General features: G+C 71.3%; 18 protein-coding genes and 1 tRNA gene. 7 read left to right on the top strand and 12 right to left on the bottom strand.

Annotated features, from left to right (window positions below; translation table 11 throughout):
- Positions 1-9: 9 nt before the first annotated feature.
- Complete coding sequence (locus IEY79_RS23670; protein WP_189109573.1) at positions 10-453, bottom strand: GNAT family N-acetyltransferase; 444 nt, start codon at positions 451-453, stop codon at positions 10-12.
- 257 nt (positions 454-710) lie between these two features.
- Between IEY79_RS23670 and IEY79_RS23665 the strand changes: the two genes are divergently transcribed.
- The gene (locus IEY79_RS23665) at positions 711-1,481 is read left to right on the top strand and encodes a LuxR C-terminal-related transcriptional regulator (RefSeq protein ID WP_189109572.1); all 771 of its coding nucleotides are present in this window, start codon (positions 711-713) and stop codon (positions 1,479-1,481) included.
- Between the two features lie 29 nt (positions 1,482-1,510).
- On the opposite strand, the gene IEY79_RS23660 is transcribed toward IEY79_RS23665, so the two are convergent.
- Positions 1,511-2,008 (bottom strand): MarR family winged helix-turn-helix transcriptional regulator, encoded by a 498-nt coding sequence (locus tag IEY79_RS23660; protein ID WP_189109571.1) that lies wholly within the window; start codon positions 2,006-2,008, stop codon positions 1,511-1,513.
- 132 nt (positions 2,009-2,140) lie between these two features.
- Between IEY79_RS23660 and IEY79_RS23655 the strand changes: the two genes are divergently transcribed.
- Positions 2,141-3,010: a trans-aconitate 2-methyltransferase gene (locus IEY79_RS23655; protein WP_189109570.1), complete on the top strand. Its 870-nt coding sequence runs from the start codon at positions 2,141-2,143 to the stop codon at positions 3,008-3,010.
- A 170-nt stretch (positions 3,011-3,180) separates the two neighbouring features.
- On the opposite strand, the gene IEY79_RS23650 is transcribed toward IEY79_RS23655, so the two are convergent.
- A complete protein-coding gene (locus IEY79_RS23650) occupies positions 3,181-3,873 on the bottom strand; it encodes a TetR/AcrR family transcriptional regulator (protein ID WP_189109569.1) in 693 nt (230 codons plus the stop codon).
- Positions 3,870-4,880 (bottom strand): acyl-CoA desaturase, encoded by a 1,011-nt coding sequence (locus tag IEY79_RS23645; protein ID WP_189109568.1) that lies wholly within the window; start codon positions 4,878-4,880, stop codon positions 3,870-3,872. The genes IEY79_RS23650 and IEY79_RS23645 overlap by 4 nt, the downstream gene beginning before the upstream one ends.
- 224 nt (positions 4,881-5,104) lie before the next feature.
- Here IEY79_RS23645 and ppc point away from each other — a divergent pair, with 224 nt between their 5' ends.
- The gene (ppc, locus tag IEY79_RS23640) at positions 5,105-7,900 is read left to right on the top strand and encodes a phosphoenolpyruvate carboxylase (RefSeq protein ID WP_373292604.1); all 2,796 of its coding nucleotides are present in this window, start codon (positions 5,105-5,107) and stop codon (positions 7,898-7,900) included.
- Between the two features lie 106 nt (positions 7,901-8,006).
- Here ppc and IEY79_RS23635 read toward each other — a convergent pair whose 3' ends face one another.
- The 6 genes from IEY79_RS23635 to IEY79_RS23610 all read right to left on the bottom strand — a co-directional run bounded on the left by IEY79_RS23635 (position 8,007) and on the right by IEY79_RS23610 (position 12,832).
- Positions 8,007-8,477 (bottom strand): hypothetical protein, encoded by a 471-nt coding sequence (locus IEY79_RS23635; RefSeq protein ID WP_189109567.1) that lies wholly within the window; start codon positions 8,475-8,477, stop codon positions 8,007-8,009.
- Positions 8,478-8,574: 97 nt separating this feature from the next.
- A complete protein-coding gene (pth, locus tag IEY79_RS23630; RefSeq protein WP_189109566.1) occupies positions 8,575-9,171 on the bottom strand; it encodes an aminoacyl-tRNA hydrolase in 597 nt (198 codons plus the stop codon).
- 120 nt (positions 9,172-9,291) lie between these two features.
- A complete protein-coding gene (locus IEY79_RS23625; protein WP_189109565.1) occupies positions 9,292-9,882 on the bottom strand; it encodes a 50S ribosomal protein L25/general stress protein Ctc in 591 nt (196 codons plus the stop codon).
- 222 nt (positions 9,883-10,104) lie between these two features.
- Positions 10,105-11,082: a ribose-phosphate diphosphokinase gene (locus IEY79_RS23620; protein ID WP_189109564.1), complete on the bottom strand. Its 978-nt coding sequence runs from the start codon at positions 11,080-11,082 to the stop codon at positions 10,105-10,107.
- 110 nt (positions 11,083-11,192) lie between these two features.
- A complete protein-coding gene (gene glmU, locus IEY79_RS23615; protein ID WP_189109563.1) occupies positions 11,193-12,641 on the bottom strand; it encodes a bifunctional UDP-N-acetylglucosamine diphosphorylase/glucosamine-1-phosphate N-acetyltransferase GlmU in 1,449 nt (482 codons plus the stop codon).
- A 116-nt stretch (positions 12,642-12,757) separates the two neighbouring features.
- Positions 12,758-12,832: transfer RNA gene (locus IEY79_RS23610), tRNA-Gln, on the bottom strand.
- A 176-nt stretch (positions 12,833-13,008) separates the two neighbouring features.
- Here IEY79_RS23610 and IEY79_RS23605 point away from each other — a divergent pair.
- The gene (locus IEY79_RS23605) at positions 13,009-14,358 is read left to right on the top strand and encodes a sensor histidine kinase (RefSeq protein ID WP_189109562.1); all 1,350 of its coding nucleotides are present in this window, start codon (positions 13,009-13,011) and stop codon (positions 14,356-14,358) included.
- 21 nt (positions 14,359-14,379) lie between these two features.
- On the opposite strand, the gene IEY79_RS23600 is transcribed toward IEY79_RS23605, so the two are convergent.
- Both IEY79_RS23600 and IEY79_RS23595 read right to left on the bottom strand, forming a co-directional pair.
- Positions 14,380-14,868 (bottom strand): SUKH-3 domain-containing protein, encoded by a 489-nt coding sequence (locus IEY79_RS23600; protein WP_189109561.1) that lies wholly within the window; start codon positions 14,866-14,868, stop codon positions 14,380-14,382.
- 7 nt (positions 14,869-14,875) lie between these two features.
- On the bottom strand, positions 14,876-15,337 hold the full coding sequence (locus IEY79_RS23595; protein ID WP_189109624.1) for a YwqJ-related putative deaminase: 462 nt from the start codon (positions 15,335-15,337) through the stop codon (positions 14,876-14,878).
- 421 nt (positions 15,338-15,758) lie between these two features.
- On the opposite strand from IEY79_RS23595, the gene IEY79_RS23590 reads away from it, so the two are divergent.
- From IEY79_RS23590 to IEY79_RS23580, 3 genes are all read left to right on the top strand, one after another.
- The gene (locus tag IEY79_RS23590) at positions 15,759-16,736 is read left to right on the top strand and encodes an SMI1/KNR4 family protein (protein ID WP_189109560.1); all 978 of its coding nucleotides are present in this window, start codon (positions 15,759-15,761) and stop codon (positions 16,734-16,736) included.
- Between the two features lie 5 nt (positions 16,737-16,741).
- Positions 16,742-19,138 carry an SUKH-4 family immunity protein gene (locus IEY79_RS23585; RefSeq protein WP_189109559.1) on the top strand — a complete coding sequence of 799 codons (2,397 nt, stop codon included), beginning with the start codon at positions 16,742-16,744 and terminating at the stop codon, positions 19,136-19,138.
- A gap of 258 nt (positions 19,139-19,396) precedes the next feature.
- Positions 19,397-20,287, top strand: coding sequence for a coiled-coil domain-containing protein (locus IEY79_RS23580; protein WP_189109558.1), 891 nt, complete (start codon positions 19,397-19,399; stop codon positions 20,285-20,287).
- The last annotated feature ends 7 nt before the right edge of the window (positions 20,288-20,294 follow it).

Here is a 20,294-nt window from a genome sequence, read left to right as displayed (position 1 = left end):
CGTCCCCGCTCAGGCCAGGCGCTTGGTGAAGAAGTACTCCGTGACGCCCGGCGGGTAGTCGGGGATGTGGCCCGCCAGGTCGTAGCCCTGGCGCCGGTAGAACGCCGGGGCCTGGAAGTCCCAGGTTTCCAGGCGGGCGTGGAGACAGCCGTGGGTGCGGGCCAGTTCCTCCGCCTCCGCCAGGAGGCGGGTGCCGAGGCCCGTGCCACGGTGCGCGTCGTCGACCCAGAGCAGGTCGACATGGAGCCAGCGCGCCCAGATGTGGGCGGCGACGCCGCCCGCCAGCGCGCCCGTCGACTCCTCCATCAGCCAGACGTGCAGGGGGACTTCCTCCTCCTCGGCGGACCCCCGGAGCTCCCGCAGGACCGGCGAACGGGCCGTGTTGTTCTCCCTCATCCGTTCGCCCAGCAACGCCTGTCGTTCTTTGTCGACTTCTGTCTCGATACGAAACATGCGCCTCACCCTAACGGGACGCCGTCGATCAGTTCTGTAAATAGTCTTCCGCTCCGGGCGCCCGTCCGTACGCTGATGCACAGCACCGGTGGGGGCCGGTGCTGATCAGGGAAGCGAGACAGTCGGGTACGACGCCCGGGGTGGGTGGGGCAGCCGCACGGCGGCGGCCGAGGCGGCACCGTGTCCACGCGATGCGATCCCCATCCCTCCGGGCGCCGTACCCGCGTCGTCCGCGCCCCGACATCAGGGGGTGTCAATTGGTCCGTATCAGAGTTCTCGTGGTGGACGACCACCGCATATTCGCCGAGTCGCTGGCAGCCGCCCTCGCGGCGGAGCCGGACGTGGACGTCGCCGCCGCCGGCAGCGGTCCCGCCGCGCTGCGGTGTCTTGAGCGGGCGGCTTCCGAGGGGCGCAAGTACGACGTGCTGCTGGTCGACGCCGACCTGGGCATCGTCGCGGGTCCGGGCAGCGGCCCGGTGGCCCGCGCCGTGCCCGACAACGGCGAGGCCGGTCTCGGCCTCGTCGACGGCATCTCGCTGGTCGCGGGCGTCCGTTCGGGACAGCCGTCCGTGCGCTGCGTCGTCCTCGCGGAGAAGGACGACCCGGGCCGCGCGGCACTCGCGCTCCAGGCCGGCGCGTCCGGCTGGGTCGCCAAGGACTGCTCGCTGCAACGGCTGCTGGCGGTGATCAGGGGCGTCCTGCGCGACGAGACGCATCTGCCGCCCGCGCTGCTCACGAGCGTCCTGCGGGAGCTGACCGCCGCCCGTAAGCACCGCACGGACAGCGAGCGGCTGGTCGACTCGCTGACGCCGCGCGAACTGGAAGTGCTGCGCTGCATGGTGGCCGGCCTGGGACGCAAGGCGGTGGCCGAGCGCCTCTTCCTGTCCCCGCACACGGTCCGTACGCATATGCAGAACGTGCTCGGAAAGCTCGGCGTGCACTCGACACTCGCGGCGGTCGCGCTCGCCCGCCGGGCCGGGGTCGGCCCCGCGGACCTGGGCGGTACGGACGCGGTACGGGTCGGCTGAAACCGGCTCGGAGACCCCCCGACCGGTTCTCAGCCGGGGATGTTGTCGAACGGCGCCGTCAACCGGCGCAGCAGCGCGGCCAGTTCGCCGCGCTGCCCGCGGGACAGCTCCGCGAGGATCGCGCGCTCCTGGGCGAGCAGCCCGGCCAGTGCCTGGTCCGCGCGGTCGCGCCCTTCGGGGGTGAGCCGTACCAGGACCCCGCGCCGGTCGCTGGGGTCCGGCAGCCGCTCGACCAGGTCCTTCTTCGCCAGCCGGTCGATGCGGTTGGTCATCGTGCCGGAGGTGACCAGGGTCTGGGTGAGGAGCTGACCGGGGGAGAGCTGGTACGGCGCGCCGGCCCGGCGCAGTGAGGTGAGCACGTCGAACTCCCACGGCTCCAGACTGTGCTCGGAGAAGGCCAGACGGCGGGCCCGGTCGAGATGGCGCGCCAGCCTGCTGACGCGGCTGAGCACCTCAAGGGGCTCCACGTCGAGGTCCGGGCGCTCCCGGCGCCATGCTGCGACCAGACGGTCGACCTCGTCCTCCATGACGATCAGTGTAAAGGGTCCCTCGACATGAAGTCTCTTGACGTCAAGATATACTTGGGGGCAGGCTTGGGCATGGTCGGGCGCGGGCGGCATTGCGCTCGCCCGATCCGTTAACCCGAGGGGGCTTCACACATGCGTTCGACAGCGAGTCCGGCGACGAATCCAGCACCCGGCCCGGGGTCCACACCCGCACCGACCTGGGACCCGCAGCAGTACCTCCACCACTCCCAGCACCGCACCCGCCCGTTCCTTGATCTGCTGGGCCGGATCCCCGAGCTCCCGAGCGGAGACCGGCCCGCACGGATAGCCGACATCGGCTGCGGCCCCGGCAATGTCACGGCGCTCCTCGCCGAACGCTGGCCCACCGCCCACATCACCGGCTTCGACCTCTCGCCCGAGATGCTGGCCGAGGCGGAGAAGGAGTACGCGGGCCCCACGCCCGGCGGCGGCCGGCTGGACTTCCGGCCCGCGGACGCCGCGCACTGGACACCCGACGAGCCGTACGACCTGATCGTCTCCAACGCCGCGCTCCAGTGGGTCCCCGACCATGCCGAGTCCTTCGCGGGCTGGATCGACGCCCTCACCCCGGGCGGCACGTTCGCCTTCCAGGTCCCCGGCAACTTCACCGCCCCCAGCCACGCGCTCCTCGGCGAGCTGTGCGAGACCCCGCGGTGGAGCAGCCGCCTCGACACCCACGGCCGGCGCTTCGTCCACATCCTGGACCCGGCCGACTATCTGGTCCGCCTCACCGACCTCGGCTGCACGACGGACGCGTGGGAGACCACGTACCTCCAGCTGCTCTCCGGCGAGGACCCGGTGCTGGACTGGGTCAAAGGCACGGCTCTGCGTCCCGTCCTCACCGAGCTCGCCGACGACCCGGAGGAGACGGCGGAATTCCTCGGCCAGTACGGCGACCTGCTGCGCAAGGCGTACCCGCCGGGCCCGCACGGCACGGTGTTCCCGTTCCGCCGGATCTTCGCGGTGGCGAGAAGGCCGGTCTGACGCCCGTCCGGGCCGGCGTCCCGGACATGACGTCTCCCCGATGAGCGACACGCGGTCCGGCCGCACCGGGACGACACGGCCTCGTAGCGTCCCGGTGTCGTCGCGTTCCGGCCTCGTAGCGTCCCGGTGTCCGTCCGCGGCTGAGCCGGGGGCGGCCGGGCGGCCCCGGCTCACACCTTGCGGTGCCCTATCAGCCGTGGCTTGGCCTCCAGATTGCCCAGACCGTGCCAGGCCAGATTCACCAGATGCGCCGCGACCTCGTTCTTCTTCGGGCGGCGGGTGTCCACCCACCACTGGCCCGTGAGCGCCACCATGCCCACCAGGGCGTGGGCGTACAGCGGGGCCAGCTTCGGGTCGAAGCCGCGGGCCTTGAACTCCATGCCGAGGATGTCCTCGACCTGCGTGGCGATGTCGCTGATCAGTGAGGCGAACGTGCCGGTCGACTGGGCCACCGGCGAATCGCGGACCAGGATCCGGAAACCGTCCGTGTACTCCTCGATGTAGTCGAGGAGCGCGAACGCCGCCTGCTCGCACAGCTCGCGGGGATGGCCCGCGGTGAGGGAGCTTGTCACCATGTCGAGCAGCTGGCGCATCTCGCGGTCGACCACGACCGCGTACAGCCCCTCCTTGCCGCCGAAGTGCTCGTACACCACCGGCTTGGAGACCCCCGCCTTCGAGGCGATCTCCTCCACCGACGTGCCCTCGTAGCCCTTCTCGGCGAACAGGGTGCGGCCGATGTCCAGCAGTTGCTCGCGACGCTCCTTGCCGGTCATCCGGACCCGGCGCGAGCGCCGGGGCGCTGCGGAGGTCCGGCTCTTGTCGGTGTCGCTCTTACCGCCGTCGATCGCCACGTTGCCAATCATGCCGCGTTGGGATGGTCAATTCTCCGTCGGGCGTTCAGCCGTCCGGCGTCGGGCCACCGCACACTGTGCACCCAGCCGAACACCTCGAACCAGCGGATCAGCCGGGCACTGGAGTCGATCTGACCTCGCAGCACACCGTGCCGGGCGCTCGTCGGGTCCGCATGGTGCAGGTTGTGCCATGACTCGCCACAGGACAAGACCGCCAACCACCACACATTGCCTGACCGGTCACGCGACTTGAACGGACGTTTGCCCACCGCGTGACAGATCGAGTTGATCGACCACGTCACATGGTGCAGCAGCGCGACCCGGACCAGCGAACCCCAGAAGAACGCCGTGAACGCGCCCCACCAGGACATCGTCACCAGCCCGCCGATGAGCGGCGGCAGCGCCAGCGACACGAAGGCCCACAGCAGGAACTGCTTCGAGACCCGCCGGATCGCCGGGTCCCTGATCAGATCCGGCGCGTACTTCTGCTGCGACGTCTGCTCCTCGTCGAAGAGCCAGCCGATGTGCGCCCACCACAGGCCCTTGAGCAGCGCGGGAAGCGTCTCGCCGAACCGCCACGGCGAGTGCGGGTCGCCCTCCGCGTCCGAGAACTTGTGGTGCTTGCGGTGATCGGCGACCCAGCGGACCACCGGACCCTCCACGGCCATCGACCCCGCCACGGCCAGCGCGATCCGCAACGGGCGCGCCGCCTTGAAGGAACCATGGGTGAAATACCGGTGGAAGCCGACCGTGATGCCGTGGCAGCCGATGAAATACATGGCGACGAGCAGGCCCAGGTCGAGCCAGCTCACACCCCATCCCCAGACCAGCGGAACGGCGCCGAGCAGGGCGATGAAGGGCACGACGATGAAGAGGAGCAGCGTGATCTGCTCCAGCGAGCGTTTGTTCTCCCCGCCGAGCGTGGCGGAGGGAACCGAGGCGGCGAGGGGCAGGGAGGAACCGTCCGGCGCAGGCTGGGCCTGTGAGGAGTCGCCGAGAACGTCAGGGCTTGTCGACATGGGTGTGTCCCCTGGAGGTGTGGAATGCGGCATTCTGCCTGTCTACGGGCGCGTAACCTACGGCAACGTAAGTATGGCAGCGTGGAGGCACGCGACAAGGGGCCTGTGGATAACGACGCGCGAAGGCCACCTATCCTTGTGACGTCGGACAGCGCGGTCCGGTCGAACAATCTCTCCAGAACCTCTCCTCCCGACGTGCTCGAACACTGCAAGGAGCCGCACCTGTGAGCAGTGCCGACCAGACCCCGACCGCCGCCGGAACGGCCGCCGACCGGCCGTCCGCCGCCGAGGGCACCGTGACCGAGAGCAGCACGACCGCCAATGTGGAGCTGCGCTCCGACATCCGCCGGCTCGGCGACCTCCTGGGCGAAACACTCGTACGCCAGGAGGGCCCGGAACTCCTCGACCTCGTCGAGCGTGTCCGCGCCCTCACCCGCGAGGACGGCGAGGCAGCCGCCGCGCTGCTCGGTGACACCGACCTGGAGACCGCGGCGAAGCTCGTGCGCGCGTTCTCCACCTACTTCCACCTCGCCAACGTCACCGAGCAGGTGCACCGAGGCCGTGAGATGCGCGACCGCCGGGAGGCCGAGGGCGGGCTCCTCGCCCGTACCGCCGACCGTCTGAAGGACGCCGACCCCGAGCACCTGCGCGCCACCGTCAAGAACCTCAGCGTCCGGCCCGTCTTCACCGCGCACCCCACCGAGGCCGCGCGCCGCTCGGTGCTGAACAAGCTCCGCCGGATCGCCGAACTCCTCGAAGCCCCCGTCATCGCCGCCGACCGGCGCCGCCACGACCTGCGGCTCGCCGAGTCCATCGACCTGATCTGGCAGACGGACGAGCTGCGCGTCGTACGGCCCGAGCCCGCCGACGAGGCCCGCAACGCCATCTACTACCTCGACGAACTGCACGCGGAAGCCGTCGGCGACGTCCTTGAGGACCTCGTCGCCGAGCTGGAGCGCGTCGGCGTCGAACTGCCGCCAGGCACCCGCCCCCTCAGCTTCGGCACCTGGATCGGCGGCGACCGCGACGGCAACCCGAACGTCACCCCCGCCGTCACCTGGGAAGTGCTGATCCTCCAGCACGAGCACGGCATCAGCGACGCGCTGGAGCTCATCGACCAGCTGCGCGGCCAGCTCTCCAACTCCATCCGGTACGCCGGCGCCACCCAGGAACTCCTGGACTCGCTCGCCACCGACCTGGACCGGCTCCCCGAGATCAGCCCCCGCTACAAGCGCCTCAACGCGGAAGAGCCGTACCGCCTCAAGGCCACCTGCATCCGGCAGAAGCTCGTCAACACCCGCGAGCGCCTCGCCAAGGGCACCCCGCACAACGAGGGCCGTGACTACCTCGGCACCGCGCAGCTGCTGGCGGACCTCACCCTCATCCAGACCTCCCTGCGCTCCCACCGCGGCGGACTCTTCGCCGACGGCCGGATGGACCGCACCATCCGCACGCTCGCCGCGTTCGGGCTCCAGCTCGCCACCATGGACGTACGCGAACACGCCGACGCCCACCACCACGCGCTCGGCCAGCTCTTCGACCGCCTCGGCGAGGAGTCTTGGCGGTACGCGGACATGCCGCGCGAGTACCGGCAGAAGCTGCTCGCCAAGGAGCTGCGCTCCCGCCGGCCCCTCGCCCCCACCCCGGCGCCGCTGGACGCCGCCGGCGAGAAGACCCTCGGCGTCTTCCACACCGTCAAGCAGGCCTTCGAGCGCTTCGGCCCCGAAGTCATCGAGTCCTACATCATCTCGATGTGCCAGGGCGCCGACGACGTCTTCGCCGCCGCCGTCCTCGCCCGTGAGGCCGGACTGGTCGACCTGCACGCCGGCTGGGCGAAGATCGGCATCGTGCCGCTCCTGGAGACCACCGACGAGCTGCGCGCCGCCGACATCATCCTCGACGAGATGCTGGCCGACCCCTCCTACCGGCGGCTCGTCTCGCTGCGCGGCGACGTCCAGGAGGTCATGCTCGGCTACTCCGACTCGTCCAAGTTCGGCGGCATCACCACCAGCCAGTGGGAGATCCACCGCGCGCAGCGCAGGCTCCGCGACGTGGCCCACCGCTACGGCGTCCGCCTCCGCCTCTTCCACGGCCGCGGCGGCACCGTCGGCCGCGGCGGCGGCCCCTCGCACGACGCGATCCTCGCGCAGCCCTGGGGCACCCTGGAGGGCGAGATCAAGGTGACCGAGCAGGGCGAGGTCATCTCCGACAAGTACCTCATCCCGGCCCTGGCCAGGGAGAATCTGGAACTGACCGTCGCCGCGACCCTCCAGGCGTCCGCGCTGCACACCGCGCCGCGCCAGTCCGACGAGGCGCTGGCCCGCTGGGACGCCGCGATGGACACCGTCTCGGACGCGGCCCACGGGGCGTACCGCGAGCTCGTCGAGGACCCGGACCTGCCCGCGTACTTCTTCGCGGCCACCCCGGTCGACCAGCTCGCCGACCTGCACCTCGGCTCACGCCCCTCCCGGCGCCCGGACTCCGGCGCCGGACTCGACGGGCTGCGCGCCATCCCGTGGGTCTTCGGCTGGACCCAGTCCCGGCAGATCGTCCCCGGCTGGTACGGGGTCGGCTCCGGTCTCAAGGCGCTGCGGGAGTCGGGTCTCGACCCGGTCCTGGACGAGATGCACGAGCACTGGCACTTCTTCCAGAACTTCCTCTCCAACGTGGAGATGACCCTCGCCAAGACCGATCTGCGGATCGCCAGGCACTACGTGGACACCCTCGTGCCCGACGAGCTGAAGCACGTCTTCACCGCCATCGAGACCGAGCACGCGCTCACGGTGCAGGAGGTCCTGCGGATCACCGGCAACGAGAAGCTGCTGGGCTCCAACCCGGTGCTGCGGCAGACGTTCGCCATCCGCGACGCCTACCTCGACCCGATCTCCTACCTCCAGGTCTCGCTCCTCGCGCGCCAGCGCGCGGCGGCGGCGCGCGAGGAGACACCGGACCCGCTGCTCTCGCGGGCGCTGCTGCTCACGGTGAACGGGGTGGCGGCGGGGCTGCGCAACACCGGCTGACCGCGAGTCTGTTCAACGGGCGAGCGCCGGACGGGCCGACGGGTCCGTCCGGCGCTCGTGCCCGTCCAGAGGCGCCGATCCGGGGGGTCCGTTCCGAAGGCCGGCGTCAGAGCGCGAAGAACGCCGCCGCCAGCAGCACCGCTCCCGCGATCGCCGTACCCCACGCGGTACGCGTCAGCCGCAGCCCGCCGCCGACCACCGGCGCCGCCAGCAGCAGCGCGCCGCCGAGCGGCACCCACGCGAGCAGGCCGCCGGACGAGCCCGAGCGGACCAGTTCGCCGGAGCCGGGCTTCCGCACCACCTCGTACTCCTGGCCCTTCTTCACCGCCACCGACCGCTCGATCGGAGTGCCGGCACGCGGGCCGGCGCTCCCCTCGGGGTCGTACGTCCCCGTACAGGTCGTCCCGCCGCACTCGGTGACGGCCAGCGTCCCGTGCTCGCGGCCCTTGGAGAGCAGCACGTGCTGCGCCGTACCCCAGGACGTCCAGAAACCCGCGACGACCAACAGCGCGGCGACGAACGCCATCGCGGCACGACGGCCCACCGACAGTGCCAGTTGCGACGAGCTCCGCTTCATGGATCGCGATCCTTGGCCATCCGGACGCAGTCGGTCAACTTGTGGCAGACAAATGGTCGTTGAGTGGACAAAGAATGGCGGTGTATGTGCGTGTGTGTCAGGAGTTGTACGCGCTCTGCGCCCGCTCCAGCCCTTCCGTCACCAGACACTCCACGGCGTCGGCCGCGCGGTCCACGGAGAAGTCCAGCTCCTTGCGCTCCACCGAGGAGAAGTCCTTCAGCACGAAGTCGGCGACCTGCATCCGCCCCGGCGGCCGGCCGATCCCGAACCTGACCCGGTGGTAGTCGGGGCCCATCGCCTTGGTCATCGACTTCAGACCGTTGTGACCGTTGTCGCCGCCGCCCAGCTTCAGGCGCAGCGCGCCGTAGTCGATGTCCAACTCGTCATGGATCGCCACGATGTTGGCCGTCGGCACCTTGTAGAAGTCCCGCAGCCCGGCGACCGGGCCCCCGGACAGATTCATGAACGACAGCGGCTTCGCCAGCACCACCCGCCGGCTGCCGGGACCCATCGGCCCCACCCGGCCCTCCAGGACCTGGGCCTGAGCCTTCTGGGCACGCTTGAACGAGCCGCCCATGCGGCCCGCGAGGAGATCGGCCACCATGAAACCGACGTTGTGGCGGTTGGCCGCGTAACCGGGGCCGGGGTTGCCCAGGCCCACGATCAGCCACGGGGCGGTCGCATCGGTCGTCATCTGCGCTGCGTCTCCTTGAGGACGAAGAAGAACGGGGTGGCGGGCACCGGCCCGCCACCCCGTCGGGCAAAGCGTTTCAGGACCCGTACCCGGGCCCCGTACTCAGGACGAAGCCGAGGCTCAGACCTCCGCGGCGGCCTCGTCCGCGCTGTCCTCGGCCGACGGCTCCTCCGCCTGCGCGGCCAGGACCTGGATGACGACCGCGTCCTCGTCCGTCACCAGCGTCGTGCCCTCGGGCAGCGGGACGTCCTTCGCCAGGATGGAGGCACCGGCCTCCAGGCCCGCGACGGAGACCGTGACGGACTCGGGGATGTGCGTGGCCTCGGCCTCGACGGTCAGGGTGCTGAGCACGTTCTCCAGCAGGAACGGGCCCGGGGCCAGCTCGCCCTCGGTGTGCACCGCGACCTCGACCGAGACCTTCTCGCCGCGCTTCACCGCGAGCAGGTCGACGTGCTTGATGAAGCCCTTGAGCGCGTCACGCTGGACGGCCTTGGGGATGACGAGCTCCTTGCGGCCCTCGATGTCGACGCTCAGCAGGGCGTTGGCCGTCTTCAGCGCCATCATCAGGTCGTGACCCGGCAGGGAGATGTGGACGGGCTCGGCGCCGTGGCCGTAGACGACCGCGGGAACCTTGTTCTCACGACGGGTACGGCGGGCGGCGCCCTTGCCGAACTCGGACCGGATCTCTGCGGCGATCTTGATCTCAGCCATGGCTGCACTCCTCGTAGATGATTCATCGGTGACGACGGAACTGGTGGTCACCCGGCCACGACAGGCCTGCTACGAAGAGCGCGTCGATAACGGACAGCCGCGAATGAAAGCGGCCTCCCTCGCCGAGCAACTCACTGAGTCTACCCGGCGGGGAGGCCGCCCAGAAATCGATCTTCAGAGCCCCGCGCCGGGGGCCTCAGCAGACGTACGACGCGGGTGCGCCTACGCCTGCTCGTCGAAGAGGCTCGTCACCGAACCGTCCTCGAACACCTCACGCACCGCACGCGCGATCGTCGGCGCGATCGACAGGACCGTGATCTTGTCCATCTCCAGATTGCCCGGATCGGGCAGCGTGTCCGTGAAGATGAACTCGCTCACCTGCGAATTCTTCAGCCGGTCCGCGGCCGGACCCGACAGCACACCGTGCGTCGCCGTCACGATGACGTCCTCCGCGCCGTGCGCGAACAGCGCGTCCGCGGCGGCGCAGATCGTGCCACCCGTGTCGATCATGTCGTCCACCAGGACACAGACCCGGCCCTCGACATTGCCCACGACCTCATGGACCGTCACCTCGTTCGCGACGTCCTTGTCACGGCGCTTGTGCACGATCGCGAGCGGCGCGTCCAGCCGGTCGCACCAGCGGTCCGCCACCCGTACCCGGCCGGCGTCCGGCGAGACCACCGTCAGCTTCGTACGGTCGACCTTCGTCGCCACGTAGTCCGCCAGGATCGGCAGCGCGAACAGATGATCCACCGGGCCGTCGAAGAAGCCCTGGATCTGGTCCGTGTGGAGATCCACGGTCAGGATGCGGTGCGCGCCGGCCGTCTTCATCAGATCCGCGACCAGACGGGCCGAAATAGGCTCACGCCCACGGTGCTTCTTGTCCTGCCGGGCGTATCCGTAGAAGGGCACGATCACGGTGATGCTCCGGGCGGAAGCCCGCTTCAGAGCGTCGATCATGATCAGCTGTTCCATGATCCACTTATTGATCGGAGCGGTGTGGCTCTGGATCAGAAAACAGTCCGCACCCCGGGCCGACTCCTGATAGCGCACGTAGATCTCACCGTTGGCGAAATCGAAAGCCTTGGTCGGCACTATCCCGACGCCCAGAGTGTGGGCGACCGCCTCGGCCAGCTCGGGGTGGGCGCGGCCGGAGAAGAGCATCAGCTTCTTCTCGCCGGTCGTCTTGATCCCGGTCACAGCACAGTCTCCTCAGACGTGTTGATTGCTGCTGCACCCGCGCGTCCCTGCGAGCCAGCCGAACGTGAGCATCTATCACGGTACGCGCTGAACGGAGCGCCTGTTTCCGGTCAGCTTTCGAGCGCGAGCTCGTCGGAGGCCGCCGCGGCGGCCTGCGCGGCGGCACTTCCCGGACGCTTACGAGCCACCCAACCCTCGATATTCCGCTGCTGGCCCCGCGCGACGGCCAGCGAACCCGACGGCACGTCCTTCGTGATGACCGAGCCGGCGGCGGTGTAGGCACCGTCCCCGACAGTGACAGGCGCCACAAACATGTTGTCTGAACCTGTCTTGCAGTGTGAGCCGATCGTCGTGTGGTGCTTCGACTCGCCGTCGTAGTTCACGAACACGCTCGCCGCACCGATGTTCGTCTGCTCACCGATCGTCGCGTCACCCACGTACGACAGATGCGGCACCTTCGAACCGTCCCCGATCGTCGCCTTCTTCATCTCGACGAACGTCCCCGCCTTCGACTTCACGCCGAGCTTCGTGCCGGGACGCAAGTAGGCGAACGGGCCCACCGAAGCCCCCTCGCCCACCTCGGCGTCGATGGCCACGGTGTTGTCCACGCGGGCGCCCTCGCCCACCATCGTGTCCGTCAGACGGGAGTTGGGACCCACCTCCGCGCCCTCCGACAGATGCGTCGAGCCGAGCAGCTGCGTCGCCGGGTGCACGATCACGTCCGGCTCGTACGTCACCGTCACATCGATCAGCACCGACCCCGGGTCCACCACCGTCACACCGGCCGTCATCGCCTGCTCCAGCAGCCGCTCGTTCAGCAGCCGGCGCGCCTCCGCCAGCTGTACGCGGTTGTTGATGCCCAGGATCTCGCGGTGGTCGCCAGCGACCGACGCGCCGACGCGGTGCCCGGCCTCGCGCAGGATGCCGAGGACATCGGTCAGATACTCCTCGCCCTGGCTGTTGTCCCTGCTGACCTTGCCCAGCGCGTCCGCGAGCAACTGCCCGTCGAAGGCGAACACCCCGGAGTTGATCTCCCGTACCGCGCGCTGCTCTTCCGTCGCGTCCTTGTGCTCCACGATGCCGGTGACCGCACCGCTCGCCTCGTCCCGCACGATGCGCCCGTAACCGGTCGCGTCCGGCACCTCGGCGGTCAGCACGGTGACGGCGTTGCCGTCGCCCTCGTGCTGCGCGGCGAGTGCGGCGAGCGTCGAGCCGGAGAGCAGCGGGGTGTCGCCGCACACGACGACGACGGTGCCGTCGGGGGCCTGCCCCAGCTCCTCCAGGGCCATCCGGACGGCGTGCCCGGTGCCGTTCTGCTCGGCCTGGAACGCGGCGCGCACACCGTCGTACGTGCCGGAGAGATGCCCCTCGACCAGCTCCCGCGCGTGCCCGACCACGACCACGAGATGTTCGGGCTCCAGCTCGCGCGCGGCGGAGACGACATGACCGACGAGCGAGCGCCCGCAGATCTCGTGCAGAACCTTGGGGGTCTTCGACTTCATGCGGGTGCCCTCACCCGCTGCGAGGACGACGACGGCGGCCGGGCGGTTGGCGCTCACGGGAATGCCCTTCGGCTTCGGATGCTTGGCGTGACGGACATCCGCAGGATACCGGGGGGTTTCGGGGCGGAAACGAAGGCGGGTCCTGACCGGAGAGGTCAGGACCCGAAACCGTGTGGCTCCCCCGCCAGGACTCGAACCTGGACAGATGGCACCAAAAGCCACAGTGCTGCCAATTACACCACGGGGGATCATAAGTGCTAAAACGGACAGCTTGCTGAGCGGGCCGAATCGGCAGCCAACACTATGCCGTACCAACCCCCTTCCACGCGACGTCATAGGTCGGCGCTCCGCGTGTTCGTGTGCTGATAGCACTCGTCGCGCACTCCCCGGAAATTGACTCGCGGGCGCCCTTAGGCTGGACGGCATGACCACAACGGGGGCACGCGAGGAGGCCGAGGGTCCGACCGCCCGCGGGCTCTGGTGGTGGAGACGGCGGCGCAGTGTCGTGCTGGACGTGGGGCTGGCCGGTGTGTCCGCCCTGGAGTGTGCGTTCGAGGGGATCCGGTTCGCGGGCAATGCCCAGCTGCCGGTGGCCCTCGGGGTGGTCTTCGGGGTGCTGGTCGGGTCCGTGCTGCTGTTGCGGCGGCGGTGGCCGATGGCCGTCGTGCTCGTCTCCGTCTCCGTCACCCCCGCCGAGATGGGTGTGCTGCTCGGTGTGGTCGGGCTCTACACGCTCGCCGCCTCCGACGCGCCCCGGCGGATCATCGGGGCGCTCGCCGGTATGTCGCTCGTGGGGACGCTCATCGTCGCCTTCGTACGGACGCGGCAGGATGTCGTGGGCTCGGACCTCGCGTCCGCCACGCGCTGGTACATACCGCTGATAGCGGTCTTCATGGCGCTGAGCCTGTCCCTGCCGCCCGTGCTCCTCGGCCTCTACGTGGGAGCCAGGCGCCGGCTGATGGAGAGCCTGCGGGAGCGCGCCGACAGTCTGGAGCAGGAGTTGTCGCTGCTCGCCGACCGGGCCGAGCAGCGGGCGGAGTGGGCCCGTACCGAGGAGCGGACGCGGATCGCGCGGGAGATGCACGACGTGGTGGCGCACCGGGTGAGTCTGATGGTGGTGCATGCCGCAGCGTTGCAGGCCGTGGCGTTGAAGGACCCGCAGAAGGCCGTGAAGAACGCGGCGCTGGTGGGGGACATGGGGCGCCAGGCGTTGACGGAGCTGCGGGAGATGCTCGGTGTGCTGCGTGCCGGGGAGCAGCAGGCGGCGCGGAAGGTGGCCGACGCGGGGCCGGGGGGCGGTGCGGGCGGTTCGGCGGTGCCGTTGGCCTCGGTGGGTGCCGCGGCGGCGGCGGCCGCCGCTGCCGCCGCGGCGGAGGACGGGCCCGGCATGGGTGACATCGAGACGCTGGTCGGTCAGTCGAGGGACGCGGGGATGGTGGTGGAGTTCGCGGTGCAGGGGGTGTCGCGGGCGTACGCGCCGGAGGTGGAGCAGACCGCGTACCGGGTGGTGCAGGAGGCGTTGACGAATGTGCACAAGCACGCGGCGGGGTCGAAGGTGATGGTGCGCCTGGCGCACCGTGAGGCCGAGATAGCGATGCAGGTGGAGAACGGACCGTCGTACGGCGCCGCCGACGCCGGGCTGCCCAGTGGCGGCAACGGGCTGGTGGGGATGCGGGAGCGGGTGCACGCGCTGGGCGGGGTGTTCGTGTCGGGCGAGACGGACGCGGGGGGGTTCCGGGTCTCGGCGGTGCTGCCGGACCGGGCCGCCGCGTAGGGCGGTCCCGTACCGGGGCGCTCAGTCCGACGTGAGCCGCTGCGGCTGCGCGCCCGTCACCAGCGCCGCCAGGGCGTGGTCGATGTGGGGGCCCAGGAACCAGTCGCCCGTGTGGTCGATGGAGTAGACGCGCCCCGAGGCGTCGACCGCGAGTACGGCCTGGCCGTCGCCCTCCTCGCCGATCGGGCTGATCTCCGTGTCCAGGGAGCGCCCGAGGTCGCCGAGCGTGCGGGCGAAGTGGATCCCGGCCAGCGGGTCGAACCGTACGGTCGTCGGCGCGATCTGGCGCCCCGGTCCGGGCCCGGTCACCGAGAGCCCGCCGAACTCCGCCCAGATCTCCACGACGGCGGCGAACACGGCGTGCACGTGCCCCGCGGGGGTGATGTGGGCGCGCAGTGTGTCCGCCCACTCCTCGGCCTGCCGCATGTCCCAGCGGCCCGGCTGCCAGCCCGCCTCGCGCAGGGCGACGTCGACGTTGACGGGGAATCTGGTGGTGGTGAGGTCGGGCACGGGGTGGTCAGCCCTTCTGCGTCGGGTCGACGGGGCGTACGCCGAAGTGGGCGAGCATCGCCGAACAGGAGCGGCAGGGCGGCGCGTAACTGCCGTGGAGCGGGTCGCCGTCCTCCCGGATGCGGCGGGCGGTGAGTTTGCCGTGCTTGAGGGAGCGGCGGGCCTCGCCGTGGGTGAGGGCCTTGCGCTGGGCCCGTTTGGAACGGGAGCCCTCGACGGCGGTGAGGTGCCGGGACAGCAGGATCGCTTCCGGGCAGCGCCCGGTGAATCGTTCCCGCTGACCGCTGGTGAGCGTGTCCAGGAAGTCCTGTACGAGGGGGTGCAGGGCGGGCGGCTGGTCGGCCTTGCCGGCGGTGCACGTGAGATTTTCGCCACGCACGGAGAGCGCCGCGGCGACGGCGGGCAGGATGCCGTCGCGGCGCTGGCGCAGGGCGGGCGGCCGGTGCGGTTCGGTGCTGCTCCAGCTCAGGCGCGGGTCTCCGGAGGCGTCACCTGCCGAGGCCGCGGCGGTGGTCCTCGCCGCTCGCCCACCGGCGTCGTCGGTGCCGGGGCGCTCCGACGGCGCCCCCGAGCCGTCGGGTGCGCGGAGTCGTGGATCGCCCGAAGTGTCCTGCTGTGCTGTGTGCAAAGCGTCGTTCCTCTCTGCCCAATCCCCACGCAATCCCCCGAGTTGCGGGGGACAGCCTGCCAAATGTGACATGCCGTGGGGAAGCCGGGGCGGTATCGGGGCGCGCCGTCGTCACTGCGTGACCTGCGGTGACCGTTTGTCACCGGCACCCGAACGGGCGTATCGGCGGCGGTCTTCGAGGGGCTGGACGGGGCGGCGTCCCCTGTTGCTTCACCGCATAGGCTGTGCCGAACCAGTCAGAAGCCAGCAGGGGGCATCCGCCATGACGACAGGTCGGCTCGGGCAGCAAGCCGCGCCACCGAATGCGGCCTACGCCGGGCAGGTCGTGCATTTCCCGGACCCGGTCCGGGCCTCCCGCCACCCCAGGGGTGTGCCGGTGGACGGCAACGGCTTTCCGGACTTCTCGCCGTACGCGCGCGCGGCCGCCGAGATCGCCGAACCCCCCGAGGGTTTCGGCGTGGACGAGCTGCGGCTCACGGACTACGTGTCCGCCAACGCCGCGCTGCACGCCGCCGGTCACGACCTGTGGGACACCATCCCCTCCGTGGCCACCCCGCACGGCTGGACCTGGCACCACGCGGCGGGCTCGCGCCGGCTGCTGCTGGTTCCGGTGGAGGTCAAGGCGCTGCTGCGGCATCACGGCGGGCTGGCCACGACGCTGGTGGATCACGGCAAGCGCGGGACACGTCCTCTTCAGGAGACGAGGCCGGTGCATTTCGGGCTGCCGAAGAGTTCGGTGTCGGTGACCGAGCAGCAGCTGCTCGGTGTGGAGGAGGATCTCGGTTACCGGCTGCCCGGCCCGTACCGCACCTTCCTGAAGGCGGCGGGTGGTTGTGCCCCCGTCGGCGCCGCACTCGACGCGGAGCTGGGGCTGCTGGTGGACCAGCCGTTCTTCACGGTGCGTGAAGAGGCCGCGGTCAACGACCTGTTGTACGTCAACAAGTGTCTGCGGGACCATCTCACCAAGGACTATCTGGGCGTGGCGTTCGTCCAGGGCGGCATCCTGGCGCTCAAGGTGCGGGGAGATCAGGCCGGTTCGGTCTGGTTCTGCGCGTACGACGACGCGCGTGACCGCGACGGCTGGAGCGTGCAGGAGCGGGTGGAGCGCCTGCTGCTGCCCTGTGGCGCGGACTTCGACGCCTTCCTTACGAGGCTGGCGGGCAATCCGCCGGAACTGGACACGGTGGCGAACCTGATGGTGGACGGCGGCTTCGCCCGCGCCGTCCCGGTGGAGGGGTGAGCGCGATGGTGACATTCGCTCAGGCGCAGGAACGCGCGGACGAGTGGGTCAACGGCGACGTGCCCGCGTATCAGCACCGTGAGGTGCGGGTGCGGGAGTTCGAGCTGGGGTTCGTGGTGTGGGCCGAGGACCGCGCGGACGGTCCGAGGTCGGACGGCGGAGTGCAGCGGCTGGTGATCGCGCGGGACAGCGGTGAGGCGACGCTGTGGCCGGGGCTGCCGGTGGGTGAGGTGATCCGGCGGTACGAGGAGGAGTACGGGTCGCAGGCGGGGGCTCCCGAGCCGCCGAGGGCGCCGCAGCGCATCGATCTGAACCAGACGTCCTTCCTGCTGACGCCGCCGGAGTGGTTGCAGGACGCGGCGGACAAGTTGGGGACCCCGGGGGCTTCGGGCGCGGGCGCGGGGCCCGGCTCCGGCGCGGCTCCCGCCGGACCGTCCGTCCCCGCTCCCGCTTCCGCTCCCGGACCGTCGGCCGCTCCGGCGGCCGGGGCGACCCCGTGGGCCGGCACGGACACCAACGCCGCCGGTGACGACGGATCCGTGGGTCTCCCGGCGACGGTCTTCGCGCCCCCGCTGTCCGGGATGGACGACGACGGTACGCCGCCGCCCGGTCTGGCGGCCGAGGCGCCGACGGCGCTGATGTCGGGCGGCAGTCAGCTGCCTCGTACGACGGTGGCCCCGGGCCTCGGTCCGGCGTCCCCTCCTCCGGGGAGCCCCGGGGACATCGCCGACGCGGCGACGAGCAAGGCGACGGGCCCGCCGCGCGGCGCGCGTGGCGGCCCGCCGGCTCCGCCCGGTGCCCCGGGGGTGCCCGGCGCCCCCGGCACCCCCGGTGGTCCGCCGCCCGCTCCGGGTGCGCCCGGCGCGCCGGCCGGTGGCTACCAGCCGACACAGCTCGCCTCGCACCTCGGCCCCGGTGGGCCCGCCACCCCTCCGCCTCCGCCGGGTGCGCCTGGTACTCCTCCGCCCGGTGGTGTGCATCACGCGGCGACGATGTTGGCGGATCCGAGTCAGGGTGGTCAGTCGCCGTCGGGGGGCGGTCCGCGTCCTCCGGGTCCGCCCGGTGCTCCGGGCATGCCTCCGCCTCCGCCGGGTGCGCCTGGTACTCCTCCGCCCGGTGGTGTGCACCATGCGGCGACGATGTTGGCGGATCCGAGTCAGGGTGGTCAGTCGCTGTCGGGGGGCGGTCCGCGTCCTCCCGGTCCGCCGGGTGCTCCGGGCATGCCTGGGATGCCGCCGGGTCCGCCCGGTGCCCCGGGTGCGCCAGGTACTCCTCCGCCCGGTGGTGTCCACCACGCGGCGACCGTGCTGGCCGGGCCCGGCGGCGTACCGGGTCCGCCGCCCGGCGTCCCAGGTCCGCCCGGTCCGCCCGGTGCGCCTCCCGGCGCCCCGCCCGGCACGTACGGCTATCCGCAGCAGCCCACCGGTATGCCGACGGTCGGCCCCGGCTACCAGGCCGTGCTGCGCTACCGCGCGCCCGACGGCTCCGAGGCCCAGCTCATCCGCCGCTCGGCGCCCGGGACCCCGCACCCCGAGTGGCAGATCCTGCACGAGCTGCGCGCGATGAACGTGCCGCCGCAGCAGGTCCTCGAACTCCACACCGAGCTGGAGTCCTGCGAGCTGCCCGGCGGCTACTGCGCGCGGATGATCCGGGAGACCTGGCCGCAGGTGCGGATCACCAGCGTCGCGCCGTACGGCAGGGACCATTCAAGCCGTCAGCAGGGCATGCGGCATCTGCTCACCCACCAGGGCGAGTTGCACCAGGTCGCGGACGGTCCGGCCCGTCCGGCCCCGGTACGCGCCCCGCTGCCGCAGGTGCCGCCCGCGCAGCCGGTGCCGCCGGAGGCGATCGCGCAGGAGCTCGCGGGCGCGTTCGGCCCCCAGGGCATCTGCCGCTTCGACCAGCGCGCGGTGTCCCGTCAGGGCGTACCGGAGATCGTGGCGCGCACGCTCGTCTGGGCCGGCCTGCCGGGCGACTTCGGCCCGTTCTTCTGGGCCCAGCCCGCGCAGCCGGTGGTGCCGACGCTGGCCGAGCTGGCCGCGCAGCGGCAGGTGCAGCCGGCGGCGGACGCGGGCTCGTACCTGGTGATGGGCAGTGACTTCGGCCGGGCGATCTGTGTCCAGTACGGAACGGCGCACATCATGGCCGTCTCCGTGGAGACGGGTCCGGGGGGCCAGACGATCCCGCCGCAGTTCGTGAACACCGGGCTGCCGGAGTTCACCCGGTCGATGGCGCTGCTCGGTCGCATGTGGCGGCTGCGTTTCGGCCTGAATCCGGAACAGGCGGGCCGCTGGACCGTCGATTTCCAGGCACAGCTCGCCGCGATCGATCCGGCGGCGCTGTCGTCGCCGGAGAGCTGGTGGTCGGTGCTGCTGGAGCAGATGTGGGACGGGCTGCTCTGACCGTACGGCCCTGATCCGGCGGTGAGATCCGCCACGCAGAACCGCGCCCGAGGCGCCCTCCGTGATTCACGGGGGGCGCCTCGGCCGTTGCGGCACGTGCCTCGGGCGATGGCTTGAACGCGTCGGCCGCGCGATCGGCGGCGGAAGAGGAATCCGGCGCCCGGCGTCAAATGCCGCATCCTTGAGCAGGATGGACGGGTGGGGCGTTTCGCGGGGACGCCCGTCCCGTCACCGTATGTTCGGAGAGAGGCTTCAGTAATGGCTGCTGCACGCGCATCGGCTCACGGCTTCGACTCCGTACGGGGCCGTGGTTACCGCCCCGAGCAGGTCGACCGGCGGGTCACGGAGCTGTCGAGGGACCAGGAGGTCGCCGAGGCGCAGGAGCGGCGGCTCGCGGCTGCCGCGGAGCGCCTTCAGTTGGAGGCGGAGCTGCTGCGGCAGCAGGTCGAGGCGCTGCCGCCGCAGACGTACGACTCACTGGGCGAGCGCGCCCAGAAGATACTGGCCCTGGTCGTCGACGAGGCGGACGGGGCGCGTGCGGCCGCGCGGGACGACGCGCAGGCGCTGACCGACGCCGCCGCCGACGCGGTGCGCGGGGCGCGTGAGGCGGCCCGCGCGTACACGGAGGCGGTCACCGCCGATGCGGACGCGTACGCGAACCGGTCCCTGGAGGACGCCCAGGGCGCGGCCGACGAACTGCGCACGGCCGCGCGCCGGGACGCCGAGGAGCTGCGGGACGCGGCGCTGGCGCGCTTCGACGAGATCCGGCAGCGTACGGAGGCGTTGCTCGCCGAGCTGGCGCGGGAGCACGCGGACCGGCTGGCCGCGAGCGAGCAGGAGTTCGCGGGCCGCGAGGCGCAGGCACAGGAGCGCCGGACAGAGCTGGCGGCCCGCGCGGACGCCGGGCTCGCGGACGCGAAGCGTGCCTTCGCGGAGGCCGAGGAGAGCGCCCGGCACATCCAGGAGGACGCGGCGGCGCGCGCGGAGGAGCTGATCGCGCGGGCGCGGGCGGCGGAGGAGCGGACCGTACGGGAGACGGACCGCATCCTGCGGGAGCACACGGAGGTCCGCGAGGAGGTCCAGGCGCGGATGACGCATGTCCGCAACAGCCTGGCGGCCCTGACGGGCCGGGCGCCGGCGGAGAGTTAGGGACTGT

Origin of the sequence: Streptomyces camponoticapitis (genome assembly GCF_014646115.1) — a bacterium.
Taxonomy (GTDB): Bacteria; Actinomycetota; Actinomycetes; order Streptomycetales; family Streptomycetaceae; genus Streptomyces; species Streptomyces camponoticapitis.
The sequence above is the reverse complement of the archived record's forward strand: the minus strand, read 5'-3'. Positions and strand labels throughout refer to the sequence as shown.